Source organism: Pseudomonas sp. GW821-FHT01D09 (assembly GCF_059422465.1).
Genome location: NZ_JBWKWY010000013.1, coordinates 83389 through 101348, shown reverse-complemented (window position 1 = coordinate 101348; position 17960 = coordinate 83389). Strand labels below are relative to the sequence as shown.

18 protein-coding genes are annotated in these 17960 nt (G+C 63.3%); 13 read left to right on the top strand and 5 right to left on the bottom strand.

All coding sequences use genetic code 11. The annotated features are described in order from the left end of the window. The first annotated feature begins 177 nt into the window (after positions 1 to 177). From dusB to AC07W7_RS14255, 6 genes are all read left to right on the top strand, one after another. Positions 178 to 1191, top strand: coding sequence for a tRNA dihydrouridine synthase DusB (gene dusB, locus AC07W7_RS14280; protein WP_076961503.1), 1014 nt, complete (start codon positions 178 to 180; stop codon positions 1189 to 1191). Continuing rightward, entirely contained in the window at positions 1188 to 1508 is a 321-nt protein-coding gene (gene fis / locus AC07W7_RS14275; protein WP_003186237.1) for a DNA-binding transcriptional regulator Fis, read from the top strand. Before dusB ends, fis begins: the two co-directional genes overlap by 4 nt. 81 nt (positions 1509 to 1589) lie before the next feature. Continuing rightward, complete coding sequence (purH, locus tag AC07W7_RS14270) at positions 1590 to 3197, top strand: bifunctional phosphoribosylaminoimidazolecarboxamide formyltransferase/IMP cyclohydrolase (protein ID WP_495039532.1); 1608 nt, start codon at positions 1590 to 1592, stop codon at positions 3195 to 3197. A gap of 161 nt (positions 3198 to 3358) precedes the next feature. After that, the gene (gene purD, locus AC07W7_RS14265) at positions 3359 to 4651 is read left to right on the top strand and encodes a phosphoribosylamine--glycine ligase (protein ID WP_076961505.1); all 1293 of its coding nucleotides are present in this window, start codon (positions 3359 to 3361) and stop codon (positions 4649 to 4651) included. Positions 4652 to 4754: 103 nt separating this feature from the next. After that, the gene (locus AC07W7_RS14260; protein WP_076961506.1) at positions 4755 to 7532 is read left to right on the top strand and encodes a hybrid sensor histidine kinase/response regulator; all 2778 of its coding nucleotides are present in this window, start codon (positions 4755 to 4757) and stop codon (positions 7530 to 7532) included. 148 nt (positions 7533 to 7680) lie between these two features. Further along, entirely contained in the window at positions 7681 to 8277 is a 597-nt protein-coding gene (locus tag AC07W7_RS14255) for a MarC family protein (protein ID WP_003171467.1), read from the top strand. Positions 8278 to 8285: 8 nt separating this feature from the next. On the opposite strand, the gene AC07W7_RS14250 is transcribed toward AC07W7_RS14255, so the two are convergent. The 5 genes from AC07W7_RS14250 to cobG form a co-directional block, all read right to left on the bottom strand. Then, entirely contained in the window at positions 8286 to 9068 is a 783-nt protein-coding gene (locus AC07W7_RS14250) for a hypothetical protein (protein ID WP_076961507.1), read from the bottom strand. Between the two features lie 298 nt (positions 9069 to 9366). Continuing rightward, positions 9367 to 11004 (bottom strand): precorrin-3B C(17)-methyltransferase, encoded by a 1638-nt coding sequence (cobJ, locus tag AC07W7_RS14245; RefSeq protein WP_495039548.1) that lies wholly within the window; start codon positions 11002 to 11004, stop codon positions 9367 to 9369. After that, entirely contained in the window at positions 11004 to 11738 is a 735-nt protein-coding gene (locus tag AC07W7_RS14240; RefSeq protein ID WP_373562154.1) for a precorrin-2 C(20)-methyltransferase, read from the bottom strand. The genes cobJ and AC07W7_RS14240 overlap by 1 nt, the downstream gene beginning before the upstream one ends. Further along, the gene (locus AC07W7_RS14235; protein ID WP_076961508.1) at positions 11735 to 12361 is read right to left on the bottom strand and encodes a precorrin-8X methylmutase; all 627 of its coding nucleotides are present in this window, start codon (positions 12359 to 12361) and stop codon (positions 11735 to 11737) included. Before AC07W7_RS14235 ends, AC07W7_RS14240 begins: the two co-directional genes overlap by 4 nt. Further along, positions 12354 to 13652, bottom strand: a complete 1299-nt coding sequence (cobG, locus tag AC07W7_RS14230; protein ID WP_495039547.1) for a precorrin-3B synthase — start codon at positions 13650 to 13652, stop codon at positions 12354 to 12356. The genes AC07W7_RS14235 and cobG overlap by 8 nt, the downstream gene beginning before the upstream one ends. 112 nt (positions 13653 to 13764) lie before the next feature. Between cobG and cbiE the strand changes: the two genes are divergently transcribed. The 7 genes from cbiE to AC07W7_RS14195 all read left to right on the top strand — a co-directional run bounded on the left by cbiE (position 13765) and on the right by AC07W7_RS14195 (position 17878). Continuing rightward, positions 13765 to 14970 carry a precorrin-6y C5,15-methyltransferase (decarboxylating) subunit CbiE gene (gene cbiE, locus AC07W7_RS14225; protein ID WP_495039531.1) on the top strand — a complete coding sequence of 402 codons (1206 nt, stop codon included), beginning with the start codon at positions 13765 to 13767 and terminating at the stop codon, positions 14968 to 14970. Beyond that, positions 14967 to 15692 carry a cobalt-precorrin-6A reductase gene (locus AC07W7_RS14220; protein ID WP_495039530.1) on the top strand — a complete coding sequence of 242 codons (726 nt, stop codon included), beginning with the start codon at positions 14967 to 14969 and terminating at the stop codon, positions 15690 to 15692. Before cbiE ends, AC07W7_RS14220 begins: the two co-directional genes overlap by 4 nt. A 56-nt stretch (positions 15693 to 15748) precedes the next feature. Further along, on the top strand, positions 15749 to 16081 hold the full coding sequence (locus AC07W7_RS14215; protein ID WP_076961511.1) for a type II toxin-antitoxin system RelE/ParE family toxin: 333 nt from the start codon (positions 15749 to 15751) through the stop codon (positions 16079 to 16081). Positions 16082 to 16086: 5 nt separating this feature from the next. Continuing rightward, positions 16087 to 16410, top strand: coding sequence for a helix-turn-helix domain-containing transcriptional regulator (locus AC07W7_RS14210; protein WP_076961512.1), 324 nt, complete (start codon positions 16087 to 16089; stop codon positions 16408 to 16410). A 102-nt stretch (positions 16411 to 16512) separates the two neighbouring features. Beyond that, a complete protein-coding gene (locus tag AC07W7_RS14205) occupies positions 16513 to 16908 on the top strand; it encodes a DUF2946 domain-containing protein (protein ID WP_169863762.1) in 396 nt (131 codons plus the stop codon). A gap of 45 nt (positions 16909 to 16953) precedes the next feature. Beyond that, positions 16954 to 17436, top strand: a complete 483-nt coding sequence (locus AC07W7_RS14200) for a copper chaperone PCu(A)C (RefSeq protein ID WP_076961514.1) — start codon at positions 16954 to 16956, stop codon at positions 17434 to 17436. Between the two features lie 19 nt (positions 17437 to 17455). Next, on the top strand, positions 17456 to 17878 hold the full coding sequence (locus AC07W7_RS14195; protein ID WP_076961515.1) for a DUF2946 domain-containing protein: 423 nt from the start codon (positions 17456 to 17458) through the stop codon (positions 17876 to 17878). Positions 17879 to 17960 lie beyond the last annotated feature (82 nt).

Below are 17960 nucleotides of genomic sequence, written 5' to 3'. Positions count from 1 at the left end.
CGCATCAAGGTTCGGACGGCTGGGTATTGACTTGGCCGTCCACGACCAAACCGCTGGCAATAAGAAAATAACTGCTCAGATTTTATCCAATTCAGCCTTTAACCAGTCATCGAGAGCGGGTATCATGCCAACCCTTTTTCGAACTCTAATGATCCGGCCCCACAACAGGGAAGTCCTATGTCGGCGGTACGCATCGGCCCATATACATTGCCAAACGCTCTGATTCTCGCCCCGATGGCGGGTGTCACCGACCAGCCCTTTCGTCAGCTGTGCAAACGTTTGGGCGCAGGCCTTGTAGTCTCGGAAATGGTCACCAGCGACATGAGCTTGTGGAACACCCGCAAATCGCGGATGCGCATGATCCACGAAGGTGATCCCGAGCCACGCTCGGTACAGATCGCCGGTGGCGATGCGCAAATGCTGGCGGATGCGGCCCGGGCCAATGTGGAACTGGGTGCACAGATAATTGATATCAACATGGGCTGCCCGGCCAAGAAGGTCTGCAACAAGGCCGCCGGTTCCGCCCTGTTGAAAGATGAGCAGTTGGTGGCCGAGATCCTGCACGCCGTGGTGGGTGCAGTGGATGTGCCGGTCACCCTGAAGATTCGCACCGGCTGGGACCGGGACAACAAGAACGGCCTGACGGTGGCGAAGATCGCCGAACAGGCAGGCATTACAGCGTTGGCGGTGCATGGCCGCACCCGCGCAGACCTTTATACCGGTGAAGCCGAATACGACACCATTGCTGCCATCAAGCAGGCGGTGTCGATTCCGGTCTTTGCCAACGGCGACATCGACTCGGCCGAGAAAGCCCGGCGCGTACTGCACGCAACCGGTGCCGATGGCCTGTTGATCGGCCGGGCTGCCCAGGGGCGGCCATGGATTTTTCGTGAGATCGAGCACTTTCTGCGTACTGGCGAAATCATGCCGGCACCGGCACTGTTCGAGGTGGAACGTATTCTGCTAGAGCATCTGGCCGCCCTGCACACCTTCTATGGAGACGTGATGGGCGTGCGCATTGCTCGCAAGCATGTGGGTTGGTATCTCGCAACCCTGCCCGGCGCCAGAGAGTTCCGTACCGGGTTCAATCGTTTGGATGAAACGCAAGCACAGGTCACCGCCGTTCGTGAGTTCTTTGCCGAACGAGACAAGAGCCTGAGAGCAGGGGACGGAGAAGGGGTGGCCGCATGACGATGATGACCGAGACTTTAGTGAGTGGAACAACACCCGTGAGCGACAACGTCAATTTGAAACAGCACCTCAACACGCCGAGCGAAGAAGGCCAGACCCTTCGCGGGAGCGTGGAGAAAGCGCTGCACAATTATTTCGCCCACCTTGAGGGCGCGGCCGTCACGGATGTGTACAACCTGGTGCTCTCCGAAGTCGAGGCGCCCCTGCTCGAAAGCGTGATGAACTACGTCAAGGGCAACCAGACCAAAGCCAGTGAGCTGCTGGGCCTGAACCGTGGGACCCTGCGCAAGAAGCTCAAGCAGTACGATTTGCTGTAAGCATTCAATCAAACCAGAAAGGCGCCCGCGTAAAACCGGTCGCCTTTTTTGCTGACTCCTTTGCTTTTGATGGAAATTGAGATGACCGACCAGACTACCCGCCTGCCGATCCGCCGCGCCTTGATCAGTGTTTCCGACAAGACCGGGATCCTCGAATTTGCCCGGGAGCTGGAAGCCCTGGGTGTGGAAATCCTCTCCACGGGCGGGACCTTCAAACTGCTGCAGGACAACGGCGTGGCCGCAGTAGAAGTCGCGGACTACACCGGTTTCGCAGAAATGATGGACGGTCGGGTCAAGACCCTGCACCCGAAAATCCACGGCGGCATCCTCGGCCGTCGCGGTATCGACGATGCCATCATGAGCGAGCACGGCATCAAGCCGATCGACCTGGTGGCCGTCAACCTCTACCCGTTTGAAGCCACCATCAACAAACCAGGTTGCGACCTGCCGACCGCGATCGAAAACATCGATATCGGCGGCCCGACCATGGTGCGCTCGGCCGCCAAGAACCACAAAGACGTGGCCATCGTGGTCAACGCCAGCGACTACGGCCAAGTGCTGGAAAACCTCAAGGCCGGGGGCCTGACCTACGCCCAGCGCTTCGACCTGATGCTCAAGGCCTTCGAGCACACGGCCGCCTATGACGGCATGATCGCCAACTACATGGGCACCGTGAACCAGGCCGCCGAAACACTCGGCACTGAAGACCGCAGCCAATTCCCGCGCACCTTCAACAGCCAGTTCATCAAGGCCCAGGAAATGCGCTACGGCGAGAACCCGCACCAGAGCGCGGCGTTCTATGTGGAAGCCAAGCCGGCCGAAGTGGGGATCGCCACTGCGACCCAGCTGCAAGGCAAAGAGCTGTCCTACAACAACGTGGCCGATACCGACGCCGCGCTGGAATGCGTGAAAAGCTTCGTCAAGCCGGCCTGCGTGATCGTCAAGCACGCCAACCCGTGCGGCGTGGCCGTGAGCCCGGACGCCGAAGGCGGGATCCGCCAGGCCTACGAACTGGCCTACGCCACCGATACCGAGTCGGCATTCGGCGGCATCATCGCCTTCAACCGCGAGCTGGACGCCGAGACCGCCAAGGCCATCGTCGAGCGTCAGTTCGTCGAAGTGATCATCGCGCCAAGCGTTAGCGAAGAGGCCCGTGCCATCGTTGCGGCCAAGGCCAATGTGCGCCTGCTGGCCTGCGGTGAGTGGTCGGCTGACCGCGCTGCGGCCTGGGACTACAAGCGCGTCAATGGCGGCTTGCTGGTACAGAGCCGCGATATCGGCATGATCGGCAGCCAAGACTTGAAAGTGGTCACCCAGCGCGCACCGACCGAGCAAGAGATCAACGACCTGATCTTTGCCTGGAAAGTGGCCAAGTACGTTAAATCCAACGCCATCGTCTACGCCAAGAACCGCCAGACCATCGGTGTCGGCGCCGGCCAGATGAGCCGCGTGAACTCGGCGCGTATCGCCGCGATCAAGGCCGAACACGCGGGCCTGCAGGTGGCGGGTTCGGTGATGGCATCGGATGCGTTCTTCCCGTTCCGCGATGGCCTGGACAACGCTGCAAAAGCAGGTGTGACGGCCGTGATCCAACCGGGTGGTTCGATGCGTGATGCCGAGGTGATCGCCGCGGCTGATGAAGCCGGCATCGCCATGGTCTTTACTGGCATGCGCCACTTCCGCCACTGATTGATCGCACCCACTCGGGCACTGGCTTCATGTGGGAGCTGGCTTGCCTGCGATAGCATCACCTCGGAGCACCGAGGTGCCCGCATCGCAGGCAAGCCAGCTCCCACAGAAAAGCCGCCCACAGAGCCCCCAAGAATTTTGCTTCATCCGAGGTTTTTGAAATGAATGTTTTGATCATTGGCAGCGGTGGCCGTGAACACGCCCTGGCCTGGAAAGTCGCCCAGGACCCACGCGTACAGAAAGTCTTCGTCGCCCCCGGCAACGCCGGCACCGCCATTGAAGCCAAGTGCGAAAACGTCGCCATCGACGTCTTGGCCCTGGAGCAACTGGCCGACTTCGCCGAGAAGAACGTGTCCCTGACCATCGTCGGCCCTGAAGTGCCGCTAGTGGCCGGCGTCGTGGACCTGTTCCGCAGCCGTGGCCTGGACTGCTTCGGCCCGACCGCGGGCGCGGCCCAGCTGGAAGGCTCCAAGGCGTTCACCAAGGATTTCCTGGCCCGCCACAAGATCCCGACCGCCGACTACCAGAACTTCACCGAGATCGAGCCGGCCCTGGCTTACCTGCGTGAAAAAGGCGCGCCCATCGTGATCAAGGCCGATGGCCTGGCCGCCGGCAAAGGCGTGATCGTGGCGATGACCCTGCAAGAAGCCGAAGACGCGGTGCGCGACATGCTCGCCGGCAACGCCTTCGGTGACGCCGGTTCGCGGGTGGTGATCGAAGAATTCCTCGACGGCGAAGAAGCCAGCTTCATCGTGATGGTCGACGGCAAGAACGTCTTGCCGATGGCCACCAGCCAAGACCACAAGCGCGTCGGCGACGGCGACACCGGCCCGAATACCGGCGGCATGGGGGCCTACTCCCCTGCCCCGGTGGTCACCGCCGACGTACACCAGCGTGTAATGGACCTGGTGATCTGGCCGACCGTGCGTGGCATGGCCGATGAAGGCAATGTCTACACCGGTTTCCTGTACGCCGGGCTGATGATCGACAAGGCCGGCAACCCGAAAGTCATCGAGTTCAACTGCCGCTTCGGCGACCCGGAAACCCAGCCGGTGATGCTGCGCCTGCAGTCGAGCCTGGTGCTGCTGGTGGAAGCCGCCCTGGCCCAGGCCCTGGACAAGGTCGAAGCCCAGTGGGACCCGCGCCCGAGCGTCGGCATCGTGCTGGCCGCCGGTGGCTACCCTGGCGACTACGCCAAGGGTGATGCGATCCAGGGCCTGGACGCAGCGGCCACCCTGGAAGGCAAGGTGTTCCATGCCGGGACCGCGCTCAAGGATGGCCAGGTAGTTACCGCAGGTGGCCGTGTGCTGTGCGCCACCGCCATGGGCGCCAGCGTCGATGCCGCCCAGCAGCAAGCCTACACGCTGGCCGCGAAGATCGACTGGCAGGGCTGTTTCTACCGCAAGGACATCGGCTACCGCGCCATTGCCCGTGAGCGGGGCGAAAATCAGTAAAACAGCTATCCGTTCGGCTAGGCAGGGGCCTTTTGCCCTTGCCGTCCGATTACGGTCCCGCGCATAGTTAACCCCGTGCATTAACCTACGAAGGGATTTCGCCGTGCGCTGGCTCAGGATCGCCATAGTTTTTACTGTCAGCCTGCTGACCCTGCTCTGTCTGTTGCCGGCCCAGGCCGTTGCCCAAGGCAGCGGCTGGGCCGTATTGCTGGATGAGCAGGCTGACCTGCAACTGAGCGACATTCGCTCCCCACGCTACACCAACCAATTCAGCCCCATCGAACTGGACCGGATCACCGCCGCCGAGCCCAATGGTGCGCTGTGGGTGCGCTTCAAGCTGCAACCCGGCAAGCACGAGCAAGTGCTGCGGGTCTTCGCGCCGGACCTGGCGCACCTCAATCTGTATGTGCTGGACGGCGACACGCTGATCGAGCAACTGAACACCGGCACCCGCCAGCCCCAGGCCGAACGCCCGCTGCCCAGCAGCGACTTCATGCTGCCCATGCCCCAGAGCCAGAAGCCCCTGGACGTGTATGTGCGCCTGGTCTCGGAGCATGAACTGCGGCCGTACCTGACCCTGGAACCGGCCGTGATGGCCGCCGCCAACCAGACCCAGACGCTGGTGTATGGCCTGCTGTTCGGCTGCCTGCTGATGCTGATCCTGCACAACCTCGCACGCTACGCCTACCATCGCTCGCGCAGCAGCCTGTGGCTGGCGGCCTGCGAAGTGTTGCTGTTGCTCAGCCTGTTGCTGCTGCTCAACCTGCTGGGGCCGTGGCTGCCGGACTGGCACGCCATCCAGACCCCAGGCGCTTATATGGCGTTGCTGCTGACCGCGCCCTGCGGCTTGATGTTCGCCTACCGTTTCTTTGCGCCCCTGGGTCCGCACCCGCTGAACAAGCTGCTGATGGCGGATATCCTGTTGATCGTGCTGTGTGGCCTGTTGCTGTTGTTCGTCAACACCCTGCCGCTGAATATCATCACCTACGCCCTGGTGGCGTTGGCCGGCCTGAGCATGCTGTTTGTCTCGGCCTACCACTGGCAAAAAGGCTACCGGCCGGCGCGGCTGTTCATGCTCGCCATGCTGGTGTTCAACACCGGCACGCTGATTATCCTGCCAGCCCTGCTGGGCCTGACCCTGGTGGCCCCGCAAGGCCTGATCATCACCCTGCTGGCGGTGATCTGCCTCAGCGGCCTGTTGATGAGCCAGGCCCTGGGCGAGCGCCAGCGCAGCATTGTCGAGGATCGCTTCAGCCTCAGCCGCGACCTGGCCGCCAGCAACGCCGAAATCGCCGCCAAAGCCGAGTTCCTGGCAAAGATCAGCCATGAAATCCGCACGCCCATGAACGGCGTGCTGGGCATGACCGAGTTGCTGCTGGGCACGCCTTTGTCGGTCAAGCAGCGCGACTATGTGCAGACCATCCACAGCGCCGGCAATGAACTGCTGACGTTGATCAACGAGATTCTCGACATCTCCAAGCTCGAATCCGGGCAGATTGAACTCGATGATGTGCAGTTCGACCTCAATGCCCTGATCGAAGACTGCCTGAGTATTTTCCGCGCCAAGGCCGAGCAGCAGAACGTCGAGCTGATCAGCTTTATCCAGCCCCAGGTGCCACGGGTCATCAGTGGCGACCCGACGCGCCTGCGCCAGGCCCTGTTGAGCCTGCTGGAAAATGCCCTGCAAAAGACCGACGAAGGCGAAGTGCTGATCGTGGTGGCCCTGGATGAACGCAGCAGCAAACCGCGCCTGCGCATTGCCGTGCAAGACAGCGGCCTGCCGATGGAAGCCGCCGAGCGCGATGCCCTGCTGCACAGCGAACTGCACAGCAAGAACTTCCTCTCGGCCACCCGCCTGAGCGGCCACCTCGGCCTGGTGATCGCCCGCCAACTGATCCTGTTGATGAATGGCGAGTTCGGCATCAAGGCGGGCAGCCAGCAAGGCAGCACGCTATGGCTGACCTTGCCCCTGGACCCGGAGCGCCTGGAACACCCGACTTCCGACCTCGACGGCCCGCTGCAAGGCGCACGGGTGCTGGTGGTGGACGACAACGACACCTGCCGCAAGGTCCTGGTGCAGCAATGTACCGCCTGGGGCCTGAATGTCAGCGCCGTGCCGTCGGGCAAGGAAGCCCTGGCCCTGCTGCGTACCAAGGCGCACCTGCGCGACTATTTCGATGTGGTGCTGCTGGACCAGAACATGCCCGGCATGACCGGCATGCAACTGGCGGCGAAGATCAAGGAAGACCCGAGCCTGAACCACGACATCCTGCTGATTATGCTCACCGGCATCAGCAACGCGCCGAGCAAGATCATCGCGCGCAACTGCGGGATCAAGCGCATCCTCGCCAAACCGGTGGCCGGCTACACCCTCAAGACCACCCTGGCCGACGAGTTGACCCAGCGCAGCAAAGGTGTGGTCCAGCCACGCCATGCCGCGCCGAACGTCCCCGTCGCCATTACCGTGCCCAGCGATTTCCGCATCCTGGTGGCCGAAGACAACAGCATCTCCACCAAAGTGATTCGCGGCATGCTCGGCAAGCTCAACCTGCAACCCGACACCGCCAGCAATGGCGAGGAAGCCTTGCTGGCGATGAAGGCCCAGCGCTACGACCTGGTATTGATGGACTGCGAAATGCCGATCCTCGATGGTTTCTCCGCAACCCAGCAATTGCGGGTCTGGGAAGTCAGTAACCAACGCACCCGCACGCCGGTGGTAGCACTGACCGCGCACATCCTCTCGGAACACAAGGAGCGCGCGCGCCAGGCCGGGATGGATGGGCACATGGCCAAGCCGGTGGAGCTGTCGCAACTGCGCGAGTTGGTGGAGTACTGGGTGACACAGCGTGAGCAGCCGACGGAGCAGGCGCATACGTCCTGAATCACCCACATCCCTGTGGGCTTGTGTGGGAGCTGGCTTGTGAGCTGGCTCCCACACAAGCCAGCTCCCACATTTGCTCGGTGTCGCTCTTTCGAGTCGCAGTCCTGATAAACTCCCCCTCGCCCTCCCTTCGCTGTGAGCTCCCGCCATGCTCCACGTGTTGTTCAGCGTTTATTTGAAGATGCTGGTGCTGTACAGCCCCTTCTTCGTCTTGTCCTGCTTTATCAGCCTGACCCGTGGCTATTCCAGCAAGGAACGCCGACGCCTGGCCTGGAAGGTCGCGCTGGCGACGCTGGTGTCGAGCGTGTTGCTCTACCTGTTCGGCCGGGTGATTTTCAGTGTGTTTGGCATCACTGTGGATGCCTTCCGCATCGGCGCCGGCAGCGTGCTGTTTATCTCCGCCCTGGGCATGGCCCAGGGCAAATCGGCAGTGCAGACTGACAATGTGCAGCAGGATGTGACCATCGTCCCGCTGACCATCCCCTTGACCGTCGGCCCCGGCACCATCGGCGCGCTGCTGGTGATGGGCGTCAGCCAGCCCCATTGGGATGACAAGCTAACCGCCATTCTCAGCATTGCCCTGGCCAGCCTGACCGTGGGCGTGGTGCTGTACCTGTCCAACCGCATCGAACGCATCCTCGGCGACCAAGGGCTGCAGATTGTCAGCCGCCTGATGGGGTTGTTCGTGTGCGCACTGGCGGCACAGATCATCTTTACCGGCGTACGCGGTTACCTAGTGCCCTGAGTCCCCGGTCAAATCCGATATTGGGCGATGGCCAGCAAGACCTTGTCGCCTGCACTCTCGCGCAGTTGCTTGAGCGTGGCATCGTTGACCGCTGCGGGATTGAGCATCAGGCAGGTCTGGCCGCTATAGGCTTCGACCGTGGAGCTGTCCCATTCGAGAAAAGGAATGCCCACTTTCTGGCTGACACCGTGGGCGCTGTAGGTCACCAGCACCATCAACACTTCACCGTCGACCTCGGAACAGGACGCCAGGCCAAAGTCGCCACCTTCATGATTGACGACGTTGCGCTTGAACAGATCAAACGGTGCCGACAGCTGCTTCAAGGCCTCGAAAGCATCCGCCGCCAACTTGGGCAGCGCCATGGCCAGGGAACCGGAAAGGAACGTCGAGGCCACCGTGGACGTGATGATGTTCAACGCCGCCATCTGCACAGACAACCCCTTCACAGAGGTGGTGACCCGCTCGAAACTGCTGCGTATCGGCAACCACCCCAGGCTGGTCATGACCTTGATGAACTCGTCGTACCAGGCCTGCGTGCCACGCGCCAGTTTCAGCACATCACTCACGTAGCTGCTGGCCAGCAGATAACTCTTGCGGGTGTACTCCTTGTTGAGGCGGCTCATGCCCGCGACAAACGAAAACACACTGTTATTGATCACCGCGCCATTCAAGTCACCCTCGGCCTGGACCGGCCCTGGCGGACTTGACGGCTGCCTGGTCAGCGGCAGTCGGTAGGCCGCAATCAGCTTGTTCTTTTTTGCCATATTGATTCGTTTATGTTTGCGCTCCATAACTGTTTCTCCACTAAAACCCACACGGGCTTACAAGAAACACTAGTCGCCCGATTGAACTTTTTTCAGTAGGTACGCCGAGGGTTATTACGCTGTAGGAAGGTTCTACATATTCTAAAACCCCCGCAAACACTGGGGATCGGCGGGCACCTGATAACGGCAGTCTTACTTTCTGCAACTAAAAGAGAGGAACCGTTAAATGTGTTGCGAAATCGCGGGGCTGAATACAGAAATTTCCGTCAGCTCGGTTTGGATTTTTCAGACGTGTCAGCGACCCCAGGGCGGGGTCGCCGAGACTTCAGGAGGCCGGTTTCTCGCCATACCAGCGCGGCGTGTACACCCACTCACCGCCACCTACCCGAGGGAACGTGCAGGTGGTGGACGACCCGATCAGCACCATGGTGCGCATATCCACCTGGTCCGGGGTCAACTGGCCCAGGGTGGTGGTGCGCAGCGTCTGCCCGGGGCGGCCAATATCGCGCCCCAACACCACCGGCGTGGCGGCAACGCGGTGCTGGGCGACGATCTCCAGGGCACGCCCCAGTTGCCAGGGGCGCGAACGGGAGATGGGATTGTAGAACGCCAGGGCCAGGTCGGCCTCGCACGCCAGGTCCAGGCGTTTCTCGATGATCGACCAGGGCTTGAGGTTGTCCGACAGCGACATCACACAGAAGTCATGCCCCAGCGGCGCACCGGCCTGGGCCGCCGTGGCGAGAGACGCCGAGACCCCCGGCAGGATTTCCAGCTCGACCCGTTGCCAGGCCGGGTCGCTGGACTCGTGCAACGCTTCCAGCACCGCCGCGGCCATGGCGAACACGCCAGGGTCGCCGGAAGACACCACCACCACCGAACGGCCCTGGGCCGCCAGCTCGAAGGCATGCCGCGCCCGTTGCATCTCTTCGCGGTTGTCGGTGCAGTGCTGCACCTGGTCGGCCCGAAACGGCCCGGCCATGCGCACATAGGTTTCGTAGCCCAGCACATCGCTGCAACGCGCCAGTTCAGCCTTGACCGCCGGCACCATCAGCTCGGCAGCGCCAGGGCCCAGGCCGATCACCGCAAGGCGGCCACGGGGGCGGCCCAGTTGCGCCAGGTCCACCGGCGCGGCGCTCGAATGGATGACCAGCTCCGGCCCGGCGGCCAGTGCCGTAAAGCGCAGCGGTACGCCCAGTTCCAGCGCCGCTTCATGCAATTGGCCGCTGGCCATGTCGGCAGTATCGGCCAGCAGACACGCCAGGGACTGCACGGCGATGCCCTCCTGCTGCAACGCCTGGCGCACCCGTGCAGCCAAGTCGATGCCGGGACGACAGGCGACCCAAGTGTTTTTCGGATAGATCAGCAACTCGTTGGCCGCCGGCACCCGCTCGGCGCTGCCGACATGGATGCTCAGGCGCGCCTGCTGGTCCTGCGCCAGGTTGGCCTGGTCCAGCCATGGCGCGGCGCCTTCGATACGCACGTGCTCGCCGGCCAGCAGGTCCGAGACAAAGCGCTTGCCCAGCTCAAGGTCTGCCAGTTGATAACCCTGGGGCGGGTTGAGCAGGCAGGTGCCAAAGCGCAGTTCACCACTGGTGGTAATCGCGGCCGCCACACCCAGGGCTGCGGCGATTTCCCGCGCCATAAGATTCACCCCGCCCAGGCCCCCAAGCAACGGCACCACCGCACTGCCGTCTTCAGCAACGGCCAGCACCGCCGGCTCCTCGCCTTTTTCCAGCAGCAGGGGCGCCAGGGTGCGGATCACAATCCCGGCCGCGCACAGGGCAATGATCGGCGTGCCCTGCTGATACAACTGACGCAGGGTCGCGCCAAATTCGCTATAGGCCTGGTCGGCGCCCTCCACCCGGCCGGCCAGGCCGTGGATCAGGGCGCCGGGGTACACCTGCTGGATGCTGCGCGCGGTGGCCAGGCTGCCCTGGCCGAGGATGACAATCGCCGGCGTTATCACCCTTGCCACCTTTCGCCCGGCACGATGATCAACGAGAAATACGGCGAAGACATCGGCTCGACCTGATCCAGCGCGACGATTTTCTGGTTGGCCATGGTGGCGCGCTCCACATACAGCGCGCGCCCGGCCAGCCCCAGTTCCTCCAGCACCTGGCGCACCTTGGTGAAGTTGCGCCCCAGCTTCATGATCACCGCCGCATCGGCATCCGCCAGGCGCCGCTTGAGTTCGTCATGGGGCAGCACGCCAGACAAGACCGACAGGCTCTGGTTGCGATACACCAACGGCGCCCCCAGCACCGAGGCGCCGCCGAGCATCGAGCACACGCCGGGGATGACCTGGGCCTCGTAGCGCTCGGCGAGGCGGTCGTGCAGGTACATGTAGGAGCCGTAGAAGAACGGATCGCCTTCGCAGATCACCGCCACATCGCGCCCGGCATCCAGATGCGCGGCCACATCAACACTGGCGGCGTCGTAGAAATCGCTGATCACCTGTTCATAGGACAGCGGCGCCGGCAAGGCTTCGGTGGTCACCGGGTACACCAGCGGCATCAGCGTCTGCTCGGGCACCAGGTGCTCTTCGATAATGCCGAACGCATTGCCCTTCTTGCCCTTGGCGACGAAGTACGCGACCACCGGCGATTCGCGCAGCAGGCGCAGGGCCTTGAGGGTAATCAGTTCCGGGTCGCCGGGGCCGACGCCCAGGCCGATCAAACGTCCACGCGCCGGCATCATTCGACCTCCGTGGCCAGGGCGTTGACCGCTGCGGCAGCCATTGCACTGCCACCCAGACGGCCCTGCATGATCACAAACGGCACGCCACGGCTGTCTGCGGCGAGCATCGCCTTGGACTCGGCGGCGCCGACAAAACCCACCGGGAAACCGAGGATCAGCGCCGGCTTGGGGGCGCCGGCGTCGAGCATTTCCAGCAGGTAGAACAAGGCCGTCGGGGCATTGCCGATCACCACCACGCTGCCTGCCAGGTGCGGGCGCCACAGTTCCAGGGCGGCCGCAGAACGGGTGTTGCCCAGCTCCCGCGCCAGCTCGGGCACGCTGTCGTCGCGCAAGGTGCAGATCACCTCGTTGTTGGCCGGCAGACGCGCCCGGGTCACGCCTTCAGAAACCATCCGCGCATCGCACAGGATCGGCGCACCCGCGGCCAGGGCTTCGCGCCCGGCCTTGCCCGCGCCTTCAGAAAACTGCAGACCGTCGATGGCCTCGACCATGCCGCAGGCGTGAATCACCCGCACGGCGAGTTTCTCCAGGTCGGCGGGGATGCGATCCAACTTGGCCTCTGCGCGAATGATCGCAAAGGAGTTGCGATAGATCTCCTGACCGTCGCGGATGTAATCAATCATCGGTGCTGCTCCGTGGACGGGCACGCAACACGGCGCCCGCCGCTTCAATAGAAAGGTTGTGCGCGTGCAGGCGGCCGAAACCCGGCTGGCCTGCATCGCGAAAATAGAGGTCGTAGTGCCCGGTGCCCACCGCCAGCAAGGTGACCGGGGCAATGTGCGCCGCAGCACACGTGCGCGGGCAGCCAGACAGGTGCACATCAAGGCCATGGCCCTGAAGCAACGTGGCCAGGTGCAGGGCGTCGGCCTTGGTGTCGGCCTGGGCCTTGGCGCAGCCGCTGGACCCGGTGCAGGCAATCATCCGCGCCAGGGCCTGGTCGGCCGAACAGAGGAAGCCCAACTGCGCCAGGCCTTCGGCAACGCGCGTGGCAACGTCCGGCGCCAGATTGGGCAGCAGCAAGCCTTGCCATGGGGTGAAGCGCAATGTGCCGTCGCCATACTCCAGGGCCAGTTGCGCAGCGCCACGCAGCATGGCCGAGTCCAGGCGCCCCAATGGCGTGACGGCGGCCACGTAGACCCGCTGCGGTTGGCGCTGTGGATAAGTGCCCAGGCGCAAGCTGCTCGGGCTGGCGCGGCGGCGATAGCCATCGGCGGGGAGCAACGGCAGGCGCAAACGCCCGACGAAGTTATCCACAGGCGTTTGCGCCAGCACCTCGCGCATGCGGTTCTGGTCGGGGCGGGCCAGGTCGAGGAACAGCTCCAGCACCGCGACGACCAGCCCATGCCCTTGCTCCACAGGGACAGCGGCCAGCGGCGGGTCTTGCGCGGGGCAACCGGCCAGGCCGAATGCCAGCCAGGTCTGGCCCTGTGCGGCATAGGCCGATAACCACAAGTCGTGATGATGTTCGAGCATCGCCAGGGCTTCGCCGCCATCCAGCTGCACGGCGAACTTGGCCGACAACTCATGGAAACGCGGATGGGTTTGCAGGGTGGCGAGGATCTGCTCCGCCAGGGGCCGGGTGTCCAGCAACATGTCGCGGTCGATGCCAGCGCCGGGGCTGAGCATCACGTTGCGCACATCATCACCGCCGGCGGTGGTCGGGCCCAGGCCGGCGGCCAGCAGCTGGGCGATCAGGCCGTCATGCTCCGGGCCGATGCCGCGAATCTGCAGGTTGGCGCGGTTGGTCGCCTCGATCACCCCACCGGCGTAAGTCTGCGCCGCGTGTGCCACCGCCTGCGCCTGCGCGGCGGTGATGGCCCCACCGGCCAGTTTGATCCGGCAAATCCCGCCATCCAATGCCTGGACAATACGCAGCAACCCCGGGCAACCCGAGGGACGTTTGCTGGTGGACAGAGGAAGTGGCTTCACGGGGGGCTACCGGTTCACGGGTAAAGGCGCGGTATTATGCCTGCTTTGTCCGGCGGCATGAAAAGCCTGCCCGTCGGATGTCGTTCAAGGAATCAATATGTCGCCCTGGCTGACGGTAGTAGGCATCGGTGAAGACGGCTTCAAGGGCCTGGGCAGGCATGCCCGGCATGCCCTGTTGCGCGCCTCTCGTATCATTGGCGGCCAGCGCCAGCTGGATCTGCTGCCGGTGTGCATCCGCGGCGCACGCGAGCTGTGGCCCAGCCCATTTTCCCTGGAGCCGCTCCTGGCCCGGCGCTTTGAGCCGGTTTGCGTACTGGCCAGCGGCGACCCGATGCTCTACGGTGTCGGTGCCAGCCTGGCGCGGCAGGTGGCGGCAGATGAGCTGTTGATCCTGCCGGCGCCCTCGTCGGTATCGCTGGCGGCGGCACGCCTGGGCTGGCCGTTGCAGGATGTGCTGACACTGTCGGTGGTCGCCCGCCCGGTGGCCGCGCTCAATGCCCACTTGGCCAGCGGTGTGCGCTTGCTGGTATTGAGCAACGACGGCCAGAGCCCGGCCGCCATCGCCGAGTTGTTGCGCGCCAGCGGGTTTGGCCCGAGCCGCCTGAGTGTGTTTGAACACCTCGGTGGCCCCGCCGAGCGGCGCATCGATGGCCACGCCGAAAGCTGGCAGGACCCGCCGCTTGCCGCGTTGAACCTGGTCGCCATCGACTGCCTCGCCGACGCCAATACCCCGCGCCTGTCGCGCTTGGCCGGCCTGCCGGATGCGGCGTTCCAGCATGACGGGCAACTGACCAAACGCGATGTGCGGGCCATGACCCTCGCCCGCCTCGCCCCAACCCCCGGCGAATTGCTGTGGGATGTGGGCGCCGGCAGCGGCTCGATCGGCATCGAATGGATGCGCGCCCACCCCAGTTGCCGCGCCCTGGCGATTGAAGCCGATGCGGGCCGCCAACAGTTGATCGAACACAACCGCGATGCCCTCGGCGTGCCGGGCCTGCAATTGATTCGCGGCAGCGCGCCCCAGGCCCTGGCAGGGTTGGAAGTGCCCGATGCGATTTTCATCGGCGGCGGCGTGACCCGCGACGGCGTGCTCGACACCTGCTGGCAACACCTGCGCCCGGGTGGGCGGCTGGTGGCCAACGCGGTGACCCTGCAAAGCGAAATGACCCTGATGGCCTGGCGCGCACAGCACGGCGGCGAACTGACCCGCCTGCATGTGGCCCAGGCCCAGCCCCTGGGCGAATTCGACACCTGGCGCCAGGCACTGCCCATCACCCTGCTTGAAGTGATCAAGCCACGATGAAACGCATCCTGCTGCTGGGCGGCGTCACCGAAGCCCTGACCATCGCCCGCACCCTGGGCCCGCAACATATCTACAGCCTGGCCGGAATCGGCCGGGTGCCCACCGACCTGGCGTGCCAGGTGCGCGTCGGTGGCTACGGCGGTGCCGAGGGGTTGGCGCAGTTTGTCCGCGCCAAGCACATCAGCCTGATACTCGACGCCACCCACCCCTACGCCGCACAAATCAGCGCCAACGCCGCCCAGGCTGCGCGCTTGTGCGCGATCCCCTGCTGGGCCCTGCGCCGTCCCGCATGGCAGCCACAACCCGCTGATGACTGGCGCGAAGTCAGTGACTGGGCCGGGCTGGTCGAGGCCCTGAAACCCTTCCAGCGCCCACTGTTCACCCTTGGCCGCGAACCGCTGCAACACCTCGACGAAATCCCCGCCGGGCAGTTCTGGACCTTGCGCGCACTGGACGTCTACCCCGGCAACGAGCGCTGCGAAGTGATCGGCGCCCGTGGGCCGTTTTTGCTCGAGGATGAACGGGCATTGTTTGAACGACGGCAGATCGATGTATTGATCAGCAAAAACAGCGGCAGCAGTGCCACCGAACCCAAGCTGCAAGTGGCCCGCGAGCGCGGCGTGCCGGTGGTGGTTTTGCAGCGGCCGGTGTTGGTGGGGGTGGATCGGGAGTTTTTGACGTCCCAAGAAACACTCACAGCGTTGGCAGATTTCACTCAATAAGTCAGGATCGCTCGCTTGCTTGATTAGTAACCTATTTGTTACCTTCGAGGCGAGCGATGATTGAGATCGAAGAATATAAACGCGACGGCCAAACCAGCCCATTCAAACAATGGTTTTTATCCCTGAGCGTCCAGGCACGTCTTAAGGTTTCAACATCATTGCTTCGGCTAGAAATGGGCAACACCAGCAATATCAAGTGGTTCGATGGGATGGGGGAATACCGGATCGATTGGGGCCCGGGGTATCGAATTTATTTGATACAGGAAGGCCAGCGCCTAATCATCCTGTTCGGTGGGGGCGATAAGTCCAGCCAGAAAAGAGATATCAGGGCTGCAAAATCGCTGATCCGCGATTATCAACGCGACAAAAAAACGGAACAAAAGAGGTAGCCAGCATGGCACTTACCCGCAGTTATAAACTCACGATTGCCGAAGCCGCCCAGCGCGACCCAGAGTTTGCCCAGGCACTCCTCGACGAGGCTGCTACGCTATTTCTCAACGGCGAACCAGAATTGTCCCGCATCATTCTGCGCGACCTGGTCAACGCCACTGTTGGTTTTGAGGGTTTGGCAAAGGAGACGGCCAAGCCGAGCAAAAGCTTGCATCGCATGCTTTCGGCTCATGGCAACCCAAGCATGGATAACCTGGCTGCGATATTTGCGGTACTGCGAAAGGGACTTGGGGTCGATATGCAGGTGCATGGCGTTCCCGTTACATAACTTGGGATCACTGCGACACCAAACCACACCAGCAACTTTTACTTATGCCCCCCAATCAGGCTAAATACCCACTTGATCGCTTAACCCTACGGATTGTCCGCCATGGCCCGTCAACGCTTTGCATTTGCCTGGATCGCCTGCCTTGCAGTGCTGTTCAATGCGTTTGCCATGCCGAACGCTTGGGCGATGCAGCAAGGCAAAAGCCCTGCCGAGCAATTGCTGTGGGGCAGTTTCTGCTCGTCCACCGGCAACAAGCTGGTGGCGATGTCCCTGGGTACGCTGGAGATACCGGCGCCGCAACAGGACGAGCACTCCAGCATGCAGCATTGCTGGTGCTGTTCGGGCTCGGCGCCGTTGGTGGCGCTGCCGGGGCATGTACCGCAGTTGTATCTGACCCGGATCGACCCGGCGCCTGGCCTGCCATCGCCTCCCCTGCAAGCCCCGACCCCGCGCCAGCAATGGCCGAGCCTCAACCCCCGCGCCTCTCCTACCGTTTGATCACTTCGCAATCGAACTGCGTTTGAATCGTTCTGGAGAACTGCCATGCTCAAATCTTCCCTGCTTCTGGCGGCTTTGCTGCTGCCTGTGTTCGGTGCTGCCAATGCCGATGACTACAAGGCCGGAGACCTGCTGGTGAGCGATCCCTGGTCCCAGGAATTGCCGCCCAATGCGCCGACGGTCGCCGCCTACTTTGTGATCCATAACCAGGGTGAAGCCCCGGACCGCCTGCTCAGTGCCGATACGCCAGTGGCGGCCAAGGCCGAGCTGCATGAGCATGTGATGCAGGGCGACCTGATGAAAATGCAGCAGGTGCCCAGCGTGGCCGTGCCGTCCAAGGGCGAGTTGACCTTCGCGCCGATGGCTTATCACGTGATGCTCCTGGACCTGAAGGATCGCAGCCAGTTGCGCGATGGCCAGCACTTCCCGCTGACCCTGAACTTTGAAAAGGCCGGGCCCGTAAAAGTGCAAGTCTCGGTACAAAAAGCACCGCCGATGGCCAACCACGCGCACCAGCACGCCCAGTAACCACCACAGGCCGCTCCCCATGGGTGCTCCCGCCAACCGGTCGACCCTGCACCGCCGCCAGCCCCTGAGGCTGGCCCACGGCAGCTGGATCAGCCTGTTCGCCATGCTGATGATTTTTATCGGACCGCTGATTTCCCAAGCGATGCCGATGGATCATCACGCCGGCATGTCCATGCAGATGTCCATGGACGACGTCTGCCATGCCGCGCCCCAGCCCCCGGCCGACCCTGCCAAGGCCCCCGCCGCCGACCACGTGATGTGGGAGAAATGCGGCTATTGCAGCCTGTTGTTCAGTTGCCCGGCCCTGCCTGGCAGCGTGTCATTTGTGGCCCTCGGCAGCCCGCCGCCGGCCACTGGCCTGATCCCCGTACCGCGCCTGGGCCATGCCCGGCAGAGCATTTTCCCCGGCGCCCGCAGCCGCGCCCCACCCAGCCAGTCGTAAACCGCCAATCACACAGCACTTCGCACGGCCGCCTTCACACAGACAGCCCCAGGCTGCTGGCCGTGTTGTTTACGACTGATGG

Coding starts and splice junctions, on each gene's coding strand:
- AC07W7_RS14215 (WP_076961511.1), top strand. CDS start 15,749: ATGATTGAGATCGAAGAATATAAACGCGACGGCCAAACCAGCCCATTC.
- AC07W7_RS14200 (WP_076961514.1), top strand. CDS start 16,954: ATGCTCAAATCTTCCCTGCTTCTGGCGGCTTTGCTGCTGCCTGTGTTC.
- purH (WP_495039532.1), top strand. CDS start 1,590: ATGACCGACCAGACTACCCGCCTGCCGATCCGCCGCGCCTTGATCAGT.
- AC07W7_RS14220 (WP_495039530.1), top strand. CDS start 14,967: ATGAAACGCATCCTGCTGCTGGGCGGCGTCACCGAAGCCCTGACCATC.
- AC07W7_RS14205 (WP_169863762.1), top strand. CDS start 16,513: ATGGCCCGTCAACGCTTTGCATTTGCCTGGATCGCCTGCCTTGCAGTG.
- AC07W7_RS14255 (WP_003171467.1), top strand. CDS start 7,681: ATGCTCCACGTGTTGTTCAGCGTTTATTTGAAGATGCTGGTGCTGTAC.
- cbiE (WP_495039531.1), top strand. CDS start 13,765: ATGTCGCCCTGGCTGACGGTAGTAGGCATCGGTGAAGACGGCTTCAAG.
- purD (WP_076961505.1), top strand. CDS start 3,359: ATGAATGTTTTGATCATTGGCAGCGGTGGCCGTGAACACGCCCTGGCC.
- AC07W7_RS14240 (WP_373562154.1), bottom strand. CDS start 11,738: ATGATGCCGGCGCGTGGACGTTTGATCGGCCTGGGCGTCGGCCCCGGC.
- fis (WP_003186237.1), top strand. CDS start 1,188: ATGACGATGATGACCGAGACTTTAGTGAGTGGAACAACACCCGTGAGC.
- AC07W7_RS14210 (WP_076961512.1), top strand. CDS start 16,087: ATGGCACTTACCCGCAGTTATAAACTCACGATTGCCGAAGCCGCCCAG.
- AC07W7_RS14250 (WP_076961507.1), bottom strand. CDS start 9,068: ATGGAGCGCAAACATAAACGAATCAATATGGCAAAAAAGAACAAGCTG.
- AC07W7_RS14195 (WP_076961515.1), top strand. CDS start 17,456: ATGGGTGCTCCCGCCAACCGGTCGACCCTGCACCGCCGCCAGCCCCTG.
- AC07W7_RS14235 (WP_076961508.1), bottom strand. CDS start 12,361: ATGATTGATTACATCCGCGACGGTCAGGAGATCTATCGCAACTCCTTT.
- dusB (WP_076961503.1), top strand. CDS start 178: ATGTCGGCGGTACGCATCGGCCCATATACATTGCCAAACGCTCTGATT.